This is a genomic window from Nocardia sp. NPDC004604 (genome assembly GCF_040609795.1).
In the GTDB taxonomy this organism is placed as follows: domain Bacteria; phylum Actinomycetota; class Actinomycetes; order Mycobacteriales; family Mycobacteriaceae; genus Nocardia.
Window position 1 is genome coordinate 1 of the sequence record NZ_JBEXLC010000224.1, and the last position, 10,088, is coordinate 10,088.

The 10,088-nt window shown below is 66.2% G+C and carries 10 protein-coding genes and 3 pseudogenes; 7 read left to right on the forward strand and 6 right to left on the reverse strand.

Annotated features, from left to right (window positions below; genetic code table 11):
* Positions 1–556 precede the first annotated feature (556 nt).
* Entirely contained in the window at positions 557–1,462 is a 906-nt protein-coding gene (locus tag ABZW16_RS41175; protein ID WP_354961584.1) for an alpha/beta fold hydrolase, read from the forward strand.
* Positions 1,463–1,727: 265 nt separating this feature from the next.
* On the opposite strand, the gene ABZW16_RS41180 is transcribed toward ABZW16_RS41175, so the two are convergent.
* The 4 genes from ABZW16_RS41180 to ABZW16_RS41195 all read right to left on the reverse strand — a co-directional run bounded on the left by ABZW16_RS41180 (position 1,728) and on the right by ABZW16_RS41195 (position 5,062).
* Positions 1,728–2,039, reverse strand: a complete 312-nt coding sequence (locus ABZW16_RS41180; RefSeq protein ID WP_354961585.1) for a hypothetical protein — start codon at positions 2,037–2,039, stop codon at positions 1,728–1,730.
* A gap of 47 nt (positions 2,040–2,086) precedes the next feature.
* Positions 2,087–2,749 carry a tetratricopeptide repeat protein gene (locus tag ABZW16_RS41185; protein WP_354961586.1) on the reverse strand — a complete coding sequence of 221 codons (663 nt, stop codon included), beginning with the start codon at positions 2,747–2,749 and terminating at the stop codon, positions 2,087–2,089.
* Positions 2,750–3,083: 334 nt separating this feature from the next.
* A complete protein-coding gene (locus tag ABZW16_RS41190; RefSeq protein ID WP_354961587.1) occupies positions 3,084–4,037 on the reverse strand; it encodes an NAD(P)-dependent alcohol dehydrogenase in 954 nt (317 codons plus the stop codon).
* Between the two features lie 437 nt (positions 4,038–4,474).
* The gene (locus ABZW16_RS41195; protein WP_354961588.1) at positions 4,475–5,062 is read right to left on the reverse strand and encodes a hypothetical protein; all 588 of its coding nucleotides are present in this window, start codon (positions 5,060–5,062) and stop codon (positions 4,475–4,477) included.
* A 306-nt stretch (positions 5,063–5,368) separates the two neighbouring features.
* Here ABZW16_RS41195 and ABZW16_RS41200 point away from each other — a divergent pair, with 306 nt between their 5' ends.
* Both ABZW16_RS41200 and ABZW16_RS41205 read left to right on the forward strand, forming a co-directional pair.
* Positions 5,369–5,620 carry a hypothetical protein gene (locus ABZW16_RS41200; RefSeq protein ID WP_354961589.1) on the forward strand — a complete coding sequence of 84 codons (252 nt, stop codon included), beginning with the start codon at positions 5,369–5,371 and terminating at the stop codon, positions 5,618–5,620.
* An 18-nt stretch (positions 5,621–5,638) separates the two neighbouring features.
* Complete coding sequence (locus ABZW16_RS41205; RefSeq protein ID WP_354961590.1) at positions 5,639–6,154, forward strand: MarR family transcriptional regulator; 516 nt, start codon at positions 5,639–5,641, stop codon at positions 6,152–6,154.
* On the opposite strand, the gene ABZW16_RS41210 is transcribed toward ABZW16_RS41205, so the two are convergent.
* Complete coding sequence (locus tag ABZW16_RS41210) at positions 6,111–7,364, reverse strand: low temperature requirement protein A (RefSeq protein WP_354961591.1); 1,254 nt, start codon at positions 7,362–7,364, stop codon at positions 6,111–6,113. The two genes, ABZW16_RS41205 and ABZW16_RS41210, sit on opposite strands and share 44 nt — an antisense overlap.
* Before the next feature lie 82 nt (positions 7,365–7,446).
* On the opposite strand from ABZW16_RS41210, the pseudogene ABZW16_RS41215 reads away from it, so the two are divergent.
* Positions 7,447–7,764, forward strand: a pseudogene (locus ABZW16_RS41215) (UvrD-helicase domain-containing protein); the annotation flags it as partial.
* A 166-nt stretch (positions 7,765–7,930) separates the two neighbouring features.
* Here the strand turns inward: ABZW16_RS41215 and ABZW16_RS41220 are convergent.
* Positions 7,931–8,542: a hypothetical protein gene (locus ABZW16_RS41220; RefSeq protein ID WP_354961592.1), complete on the reverse strand. Its 612-nt coding sequence runs from the start codon at positions 8,540–8,542 to the stop codon at positions 7,931–7,933.
* A 186-nt stretch (positions 8,543–8,728) separates the two neighbouring features.
* Here ABZW16_RS41220 and ABZW16_RS41225 point away from each other — a divergent pair, with 186 nt between their 5' ends.
* The 3 genes and pseudogenes from ABZW16_RS41225 to ABZW16_RS41235 all read left to right on the forward strand — a co-directional run.
* Positions 8,729–9,274 carry a hypothetical protein gene (locus tag ABZW16_RS41225; protein ID WP_354961593.1) on the forward strand — a complete coding sequence of 182 codons (546 nt, stop codon included), beginning with the start codon at positions 8,729–8,731 and terminating at the stop codon, positions 9,272–9,274.
* Between the two features lie 221 nt (positions 9,275–9,495).
* Positions 9,496–9,883, forward strand: a pseudogene (locus ABZW16_RS41230) (LLM class flavin-dependent oxidoreductase); the annotation flags it as partial.
* 86 nt (positions 9,884–9,969) lie between these two features.
* A pseudogene (locus ABZW16_RS41235) lies at positions 9,970–10,088 on the forward strand (serine recombinase); the annotation flags it as partial.

A 10,088-nucleotide genomic window follows, 5' to 3' on the forward strand; every position in this document is an offset into this window, starting at 1 on the left:
TGATGTCGGATCCGTCGTTGTGCATGTCGGCGAGGGCTTTGCGGACCCGCTGGCTGCGGCGGTCGACGTCGCGACGCCGCGCCGCGGTGAGTGGTAAGACGCGGCCTCGTCCCGCCAGGTGATGGGGCCGGGGAGTAACCCAGCTGCGGTCCAGGCAGGCAGACGCGAGACGATCTCGGCAGCGGCGTGGTTCAGATCGATGACGTAGTCCATGGGCAAATCTTCTCTTGATCACCCCGACCGCAACCAGCGTTCGGAACGCACTGACATGCCGCGGAGCGCGCGGTCAGCGGATGAGATCCACTGCGGCTCATGACATCCTATGCCGATGAGCGGGAGCTGGCCGATATCCCTAGCCCAGGACCTTGACTGCGGGCTGGGGTGTGCTCGGGTCGGGTTTCGGGCGGGCCGACCTGCGGTCAGCCGGGCGGCCTACTCCGAAAACCCCTCTAGGACAGCGGATTAACCTGAGTCGCGGCACCACGCACGCGAAGGACAATAACAAGTCCGCAATGCGTGCGACGATCATTCGATGGGCGTGAGGGAGTGACACACGATGACCGATACCGAACGACATACGCAGGGCATCTCGGAGTGGGTTACAACACGGGACGGGCGGCGGCTACATGCGAAGGTGTTGCCTGGGCCAACCTACGTCGCCGGAACATCAGGCCCGACTGTCGTATTCGAGGCAGACGCAACAGGTAACCGAGTGTCCTGGGCCCGGGTGCAACCTATCGTCGCGGCGCTCATGCGGGCGATTGTGTATGACCGCTCCGGTCTCGGCCGCAGCGCACCCGACCCGGCCGACCGCTCCCTCGATCGCATGGCCGAGGACCTGAACGAAGTACTCGACCATTTCGGGCCAGGACCGTTCATTCTCGTCGGCCACGGCACAGGCGGTCCCATCGTGAGGCTCGCGGCCGCGCGCAAGCCGCAACGGATCACGGGCATCGTGCTGGTCGACGCTACCGACGAAGCCGCCGAGGTGATTTTCGACCCGCGCTTGCGCCGAACCGAGCGCATCTTTGCCGGTGCAGCCGGGGTCCTCGCCCGGCTTCGCCTGCTTACGTTGGTGTTTCGCTGGCAATGGCGCGACCTGCCGACCGACGTGCGCCGCGAGCTGAAGCGAGAAGGATTCACCCCCAGCGTGATCCGCACGCGGCGGCAACAGTCCCGCACCTACTTCGACGAGCTCGCCACTTGGCGGACCGCTCCGCCCGACCTAGGGTCCATCCCGATCACCGCGATCTCCGGCGGACTCGGCGGCAATGGCATCTATGCCACGTTGCGCGCCGAAACCAACGCCGCGCACGCGCACCGCGCTGCGCGATCACCACGCGGACGTCACGTCATCGCCGAACGGTCCGGCCACGAAATCCCGCTCACCGAGGGTTTCCTGATCGCCCGCGAGATCCACAATGTGTTCGAGGATGAAATACGCCGCCGCGGTACGACATAAGACCTCCGATGGCCCTAAGGGGCAAGCCAACTCGGGTTCCGGACGTCCGCTCATGGCTCCCCTCTCGTGTCAAGACATGGTCCGCAGGTCGGGGTTGGTCTGTTTGGTGATAGGTCCGGGTTGTGGCTTGTCCGAAGGACCGGCCGTCGTAATAGGTGCGCCCCGCGCTGGGATTACTCAGCTGGACTTGTCGCCATGGTGTGCAGGACTCGGTTGATCCTGCGGTTCCCTGCGCGGGAGAGCCGATGGCGATGGGACGACGTTCTTAGTCAGCTTGTGCGAGCACAACCACTTTCGCTGCGACGACGTCGAAGGTTGCCGCGCCGACACCGTGTAGCCACAACAGAGGTGGTGCGGGATCGGGGGTGATGAACTGGGTTGGGAGTTCTGGTGGCCATGGTGCGGACGGAAGCAGCGTCTGAGCTGTGAAGTCGAGCAATGAGATGTCGGAGCGTGGCATTCGATGAATGGCGAGGTAGTGGACATCGCGGACCGACAAGCTGATGCCGAGTGCCGGATTCAGCGGAGACAGGCTGATCTCGAGTGCGTCCACAGCGTCGGTGATCGACAAATTCAAGTGAAAGTCTCGACGTGCCGCACCGCCCGTGCAAGTTCGAGATGCCGTCACTCCTGTGTCGACGAGGGCGGTCGGCGCGGTCCTGCTTCGGACAAGGCGGCAGCCTCGTCGGGTCGGCTCGCCGACCGGTACACGCGAACGAGGTCGTCGCGGGCGCGCTGTGCGAAGGGATCATTGTGCCCGACAAGCTGTTCCCGGTAAGTCAGGAGCTCTTCATACAACGGGATCGCCTGATCCCAGCGACCCGCAGCCTCATAGGCGGCAGCGAGATTGCAGCGATCTTCGTAGGTGTCGGCGCCGCTTCCCTCGACGCACGTCAGGTTCCGTTCGAACAACGCGACGGCCTCGGCATATCGGCACGCCCGGTAGCACGCCACGCCAAGCACGCGGCGAGCGCCAACGACGGAATACACCTGGGGTCCGAACATTTTCTCGCGATACGCGAGAAGTTGTTCGAAGTGCGGAATGGCGTCGTCCCATCGACTCAGCGACATATAGGTACCGCCGAGTCGATTGTGTACGGCGTTGGTGTCGTGGTGATCGTGACCGAGGACCCGCTCCCGGTACGCCAGAAGCTGCTTCAAAAGCGGAACTTCGTCATCCCCCCGCCCTGCCCGATGATAAGCGTCGGCGAGACGATCACGCGTCTCGTTGGTGTCCGGGTGGTCGTGGCCGAGGCATTGCTCCTGCAGTGGCAGAAGCTCTTCCATCAGCGAGACGGGATCGGCCTCACCAGAAGTGGCCGCGGTCCCTCTCGCCGTGCCCCTCGAGCGCCGACTCAGAGCGGCCGCTGCCCGTTTGATCGGTTCCAACACGCTGACCCCTCCTGGTCCAACTGGCAAGCGGAAACCCCACCGCTCCAGTCAGAAAATCTATCTCACTCGAAGTCACGAGACCCACGAAGACAACGGGTCGATGCTTCTCCGACGATCGGTGCGGCAGGCCCACGGAACTGAGGCGCGGCAGCCTCACTCATTGGAGGAGAGCGGTACCAGGTCACGAAGCGACACCGATGCTGCCATCCGGAACATGCGGAAATGCCGATTAGCGGATCTCGACCACCACTTTGCCGAGGGCGCGTCCCGCACCGACGTGGTCCAGCGCGTTCGCGGTCTCGTCGAGGGAGAATCTGCGGTCGATGTGGATACCGATCCGTCCCGCGACACACGAGTCCGCGAGGGGTGTGAAGTGCGCGGGCCCCTCCTTCACCGCGAGGACCCCGAGGCTGCGGCCGGTCACTATTCCGGTGACCACGCCGACTGTCGTCATCCGCAGCAACGCGCGAGTGGTGCCGCCGACGCAGCGGTACCGGCCGCCCCGCGCGACCGATCTGCGATAGGCGAAGACCGACCGGTGGGCAACGAGGTCGAGTACCCGGTCGTACGGTCCGGTCCGGGTGAAGTCCTCGGCGCGATAGTCTTTGACCTCGTCGGCGCCGAGCGTGCGCATGAACGCCAGTTTGGCGGCGTTGTCCACCCCGGTCACATGCGCCCCGGCACTCTTGGCCAACTGGATCGCGAACGCTCCGGAACCGCCGCCCGCTCCGTTGATCAACACCGACATACCGGTCGCGATGCCGGCCGTGCCTTGTAGTGCGATCGCCCCCGCCTGCGGCAGGGTTGACGCCTCGGCAAAACTCAGCGACGCCGGTTTGTGGGCCAGCGCCGATTCAGGAACTACGGCATATTCCGCGAACCCGCCTTTGAGCATGAGATTGTCGCCGTAGACCTCGTCACCCGGCGCGAACAGAGTGACCTCGGGCCCGACGGCTTCGACCCGCCCGGCGATATCGGATCCGAGAACCGGGCGTCTCGGTGCCCGGAGCCCGCCGATGCGCGAATACAGCGGCGTCCCCAACAGTGTCTCCCAGTCGGAGAGGTTGATCGACGTCGCGTGCACCTGGACGAGCACCTGCTTCGGCCCCGGGGAAGGCACTGGGACCTCCGCGATCGACAGCACCTCTGGGCCGCCGTAGCGGTCGTACACGACGGCCTTCATGCGATTCCGGCACGAAGGATCGAGCGATAGCGTGACACGCGGCAAAGTCTAGTCCGCGGGGCCGCCCCCGCGACCTGCGAACGGCGCGTTGGCATTCCGCGCGACTCGCCGAACCCTATCCCGCACACCAGCAATGCCCTGAAATGCCGCGTGGCGCGCGGTTCGTATCGGCTAGGCGGTCGGCCCCGAAGATCAACGGGCCGACCGTTTTTGATCTCCGCTCTCGCGTGATTGGCCAGACCGACCGGTCCGCGACGCGCGCCGCGAGTGCGCGCTCATGCCGATTTCGGCGTGTGGGAGCTAGCTCGAACTGGTCTACTGAGGTCTCCGTCCGGTCGGCAGTCGGTCGCGCTTGCGTTTATCGAGGATCTGCGGTCCCCCTGAAAGCCACCCACTGCTGGGTCGGGCTGGACCTCCGGATTCACGCCCGAGCGCGATCACGCCAAGATCTCCGCTTTCAGATCTGGCCTGCCCCGATCCTCCGCGAACCCCAGTCCGCGCTCGCACAGAAGGTCCACGAAGTACGCATACGGGCTGTCGTCGCTGTTCACGGCCATCATGAACAGCAACGCCAGAAGGTCGTTCGTCGACTCCTGCGACCATCGGTAGCCAACCGCTGGACCGTACTGGTCGAAGATCGGTGCACCGTTCCCAGGAGAGTTGAACCAGACACCCTCGACGCGTCGCACCATCCACTCGCCGATATAGGTGATGAATTGGTCCGCGAGATAATCGTTTTCGGGCGCGTACCGTCCATCCTCGCCACGTGCAGCGACATCGATCAGGGAAGTGATCCAGTCGAACGCGGCGGCGCTGAATCGGTCATCGAGCGATGGGCCGCCCTCGGTGCCCCGTACCGCTTCCAGCCGGGGCAGCGTCTCAGTGAACAACCGCTCGATGCGGGCATCGATCGCAGCCGGGTCGCTCCATGCGAGCCAGGCCACGGACTGCTGGGCGTCGGCATCGAAGAATCCGGGGTCTAGATCGCTGTCTGCCGGAGTGGCCCGTCTCGCTTTGGTTCTCACGTTCCCTCGTATGCGTGCAATCGGCCTCGGTTCCACCCCGTGCCCCAGAATGCCGGGCTTTCGGTATCGGCTCACTCGCTCACCGACGGCGCAATGCACATGTTCAACGACCCCGAACCCAGGGTCGTGTACCGGCGCTCGGTGACTCATCTTTGCGCCGATGCGGGAATGTTCGCCGAATACGACACTGTCGCAGAGGTGGTCCACCGCCTGTGCAGAAAGCACAGGCTTTCCGCGCAGCGGCTCAGGCATCGACCAAAGTGAGCCGTCGTTGAGATGTCGGCCGCGGCATTGCGGACAGCGGTCTTGAGTGCGTCCAACTCGGAGTGGGGAACCCGCATTGCCAGCGCGGCCACGCTGATTGCGGCGCCCGAACAAATCAACGAGACGGTTCTGCTCACCCGCCGCTCGGGGAATTGCTGGCGCTTCATCGGCACCCGCGCCTGCACCCGAACCGACGCCGAGGATGTGCTCACCTTGCTCGCCACAGGCGCGCTGCACGCCGAAAATCGAACGGGGAGCTGTCACCGGCTGGATAGTTCAGAAACGTCAAGGTGACGTTCGTATTGGAGACGCATGAAGGCCGGGGACGGACTGGTCTACTACTCGCCCCGCACCGGCATGCGCGAGGGCGAACCGATCAAATCCTTCACCGCCATCGGCACCGTCGCCGATGGCCCGGCCTGGCAGGTCGAGGAACAGGGCGGCTGCTTCCGCCCCTGGCGGCGCGCGGTCGAATACGATCGCGCGGCCCGCCAGGTCCCCATCGACGACCTGCGCACCTGGCTCACCAGCCGGTCGGGCGGCGATCCCGTCACCCAGCGCGACCTCGCCGACCATGCCGCCACCGACCCCATGATGACCTCCCACGTGCTGCGCACCCTGGAACAGAAGGGTCTGCTGGAACGGCGCGATCACCCGACCGACCGCCGCGCCAAATCCTTCGTTGCCACCGAATCCGGTGCGGCCCTGGTCAATCGGGCCATCGGCGCCGTCGAAACCTGCGACCGTGCCTTCTTCGCCCCCCTCGGCGACCGCACCCCCCGCTTCACCGCGGCACTGCGTCGACTCCGCGACCGCGAGCCCGACTGAGCAGGCCGCTCTCCCAGAGCAGCGGCCACAGCACCAGGACGGCCACGCCGCACACCACCGGCAGCGCACCGAGATGGGACGCGAACGCGCCCAGCGCCAGAGCCAGAATCGAACAGGGCACCGGCCAGGCCAGCGCCCAGCGCCATCCCGCCGCACTGCGGACACCACTCACACCCACCACGATGAAATAGGTTGCGGCGCCGCCGCACAGCGCCCAGCCCACCCCGGTCGCGAGATGGCCGTGCGGATGATCCAGGGCCAGGCCAAGACCCGCGGCGAGGGCGGCTATCCCACCCGTGACGCCGCAGTGGGTGAGCATGATGCGCTGCCACGGTTCGTTCGCCGCGGCCACCGTGTCGGTCATCAGCCGCGGGATGAAGCCGTACAGCAGCGTCAGCGCCCAGAGCCCGGCCAGGCTGACGAAGGACGCGAAGGCCAGTCCGAGTACCCCCGCGTTCCACCGCACACCGCCCAGCGCCGCGATGATCGCGATGACGCCCTCGCCGAGCACGATGATCACGTACAGACCGAGTCGTTCACCGAGATGGGCCGGATCCGCGTGCACCGCCTCGATCACCGGCACCCGATCGGGATCGAAACGCGGACTCCGCTCTATCCGCTTCAACCGGGCCCGCAGGTTCTTGCGCGCCTCGGCCAGCATCTTGTCGCCGGAGATCGCGAACATCACATACAGGTCCAGCGCCAGGCCCAGTGCCCACAGCCAGAACTTGCCGGGCTCGCCCACCCACAGCGACACGATCCACGGATACACGCCGACGGTGAGCTGTACCGTCGGCCAGTCGACCACGAACTTGCCGCGGCCCCACAGATGTTCGGCGCCCAGCCGCACCAGCACATAGACCGCCGCGAACGTGGTGGCGTGCCGCTCGGGAATGCCGGGCACGGCCGCCGCCATCAGGCCCAGGCTCAGCATGGCCGCCAGCATCAGGGCCACCCTGGCCTGGTCGCGAGCAATGTTGCCGTACAGCGTGATACACGCCCACACCATCCAGAACGCCAGGTACAGAACCACATACAGACCCAGATCGCCCAGTGATGGACCCCGGTGCAGCAGGTGTGTCAGCTGACCGATGCCCGCCACCGCGACCAGGTCGAAGAACAATTCCATCCAGCTCGCGTGCCGCTCGGGCGTCCCGTTGCCCGCATCCGCCGGCTCGCTTCCGCCTGTCCCAGGAGTCTCATTGACCACGCCCGCACACTAACCGCCCGGCCCGTGCCCGGTTTCCATACCGCCACGCCGAGGGCCGCCCGACCTGTCGGAGGGCACTGTCATGATGGACCGCGTGACTGCCGCGACCACCCAGGCCCAGCTCCGGCTCGACGAACTCGATGCCGAGCAGGCCGCGGCCGTGCGCGCACCCCGGGGACCGGTCTGCGTGCTGGCGGGCGCCGGCGCCGGTAAAACGCGCACCATCACCCATCGCATCGCGCACCTGGTCTCGGCCGGGCATGTGCGCGCCGACCAGGTGCTGTCGGTGACCTTCACCGCCCGTGCGGTGGGGGAGCTGCGGAGTCGGCTGCGGGCACTGGGTTTGAGCGGTGAGGCCGGGCAGGTGCAGGCGCGGACCTTCCACGCCGCCGCCCCGCGGCGAGCCAGTGCCCGAACCGTTTCCGGATGGCGGAAGGAAGGGGCGGTGCGGCGGGAAGGGTAGCCAAGGGCCTGGCATGTACCGACGGTGGTCGCAGCCCGGAGTGCCCGGGCCAGTGCCCCGGCAACCGTCGTGGATCGACGATGCCGGGGCCGGTTCGGCCGGGTCAATCGTGTCCCGGAAGACCGGCTTCTACTGGCGTTGCGCTTCGGCGGGGCAGAAACAGCAGTGTGAGGATCGCGCCGATGATCAGCACGCCGAGGCAGGTGAAGACCGTCTGGGTCATGCCGTGTGCGTAGGCGTGGTCGGCGGCGTGCATGAGCGCCGTGCCGAGCCTGGCGGGCAGGGTGTCGGCCACGGCATGTGCTCCGGCAATGTTGTCCGTGACTGCTGCTCCGGCGTCGTTGGGCAACCCGACGAGGGCGTCGCCGAGCCTGGATCGGTACTCATCGTTGAGGACGCTGCCCAGCACCGCGGTGCCCAGTACAACTCCGATGCTCTGCAGGGTGCGAGACAAGGCATTTCCCATCCCGGCCTGATGTTCGGAGAGGGTGCTCAGCACCGTATCCGCCGCGAGAGGCAGACCCAGCCCCAGACCCACGCCGAACAGAGCCAATCCGAGCGCCACGATGCCATATCCACTGCCCACGTGCGCCTGCGCGAGCACGAGCAGACCGCAGGCGCCGATCGTCATACTGGCCGGAATCACGCACTTCACCCCGATTTTCGCACCGAACGTCTCACCGAGTGCCGCACCGGCCAGCATCGCAGCGATCACGGCAGCAATCGCAGCCCGGTGCCCTGCGCATCGCTGCCCTGCACGATCTGCAGGAATGGCGTGAGCAGGAACAACACACCAGCCATCGCGAAACTGATGACAGCGAAAGGCTTCGCCCGCTGCTCGGGCCCAGGCGGAGGCCGATCTCCGAGGACTGCGGCGGCCGGCGCGCAGCCGCTGGGCGCGGTGATCGGAAACGAGCGGGTGCTGCTCGGCTTTCCCCCGACCGGCGGCACGATGGACGGCGACGTGGTCCGCTACCGCGCGACCGATCTCATGACCCGCCTGCTCCCGATGCCGATCGGCGAACCCGGCGGCCGGACCACGCCGCGATTGGAACGGATCGTGCGGGCGCTCGGTACCGCCGGGATCAACGCCAAGGCCGAGCCGCGGATGGATGCCTGGCTCAAGACCCACGCCGCTTTCGCGGTGCCACTCGAGCAAGCGGTGCACGCGGCGGGCGGCCCGGTAGCGCTGGCCGATGACCCGGACGCGGTCCGCGGCATGATCCGCCTCATACGACAGCACTTGGCCGCCATGCCGACGCCGCCGGTCCCCCGCGGGTTCGTTGCGTTACAGACCCTGCCCGAAGGGCTGCTCGCTGTCGTACTGCGGCGCTTCTTGCGGAGCTCGACCGCCGCGCACAGCGGGCTCAACAGCGCCTCTGCTGCATCTATGGCCGAGCTCGAACGGGTGGCCGAACAAATGCGCGTCTATGCAAGGGGCCGATAGACAGAGGCACTGCCGGACTCCGACCATCCGTCTCACACAGATGAGGCCAATTCGCCAGATACCTCAGATCAACGAGACTGCCTCAGCCTCAACGAGACAGGACAGAACCCGACGCACTTCGTCGCGCCACAGCGCGAACTCGGTTCGGTTCCCAGTGAGAAACCTTCAGTCTCCGTGAACACGCACACTTTCGGGTCACAAGATATGGATGTAGCACGACGATGAAAATAGGAGTGAACACATTCGTCACCGATGAGGGAATCACCGCTGCGGGCCTCGGCGTGGCGCTAGAAGAACGAGGATTCGACGCCCTGTTCCTCTGCCGAACATTCCCACATCCCCGCGGGCGGCCGCTCTGTCTACCCCGGCGGAGGCGAACTACCGAGAATGTTCTATCGCGCGCTCGACCCCTTCGTCGCGCTCGGCGCCGTCGCGGCAGTCACTGAACGTCTAGTTCTGGGCGCCGGTATCACCCTGCTGATCCAGCGCGACGTCATTCACACCGCCAAACAAGTTGCCACCGTCGACCTGCTCAGCGGAGGCCGATTCCTGTTCGGCGTCGGGGCAGGCTGGAACCGCGAAGAGATGACCAACCACGGCACCGATCCCCTGGCGACCTGGACCTCGTGCCCGGCGGCCCGCAACGCCGCGGCGTCGGGAATACCCCCGACCCATCGCCCCGGTCTCACCGACACCTGACGTTCCCGGTCCTGACCCACTATGGACTGCAATTATGGGTACCTGAGGTCGGTGGTGCCGTCGATCCGGACTCCGAGGCCCACGACTTGGTGATGTCGGTGTTCGGGGGTATGAG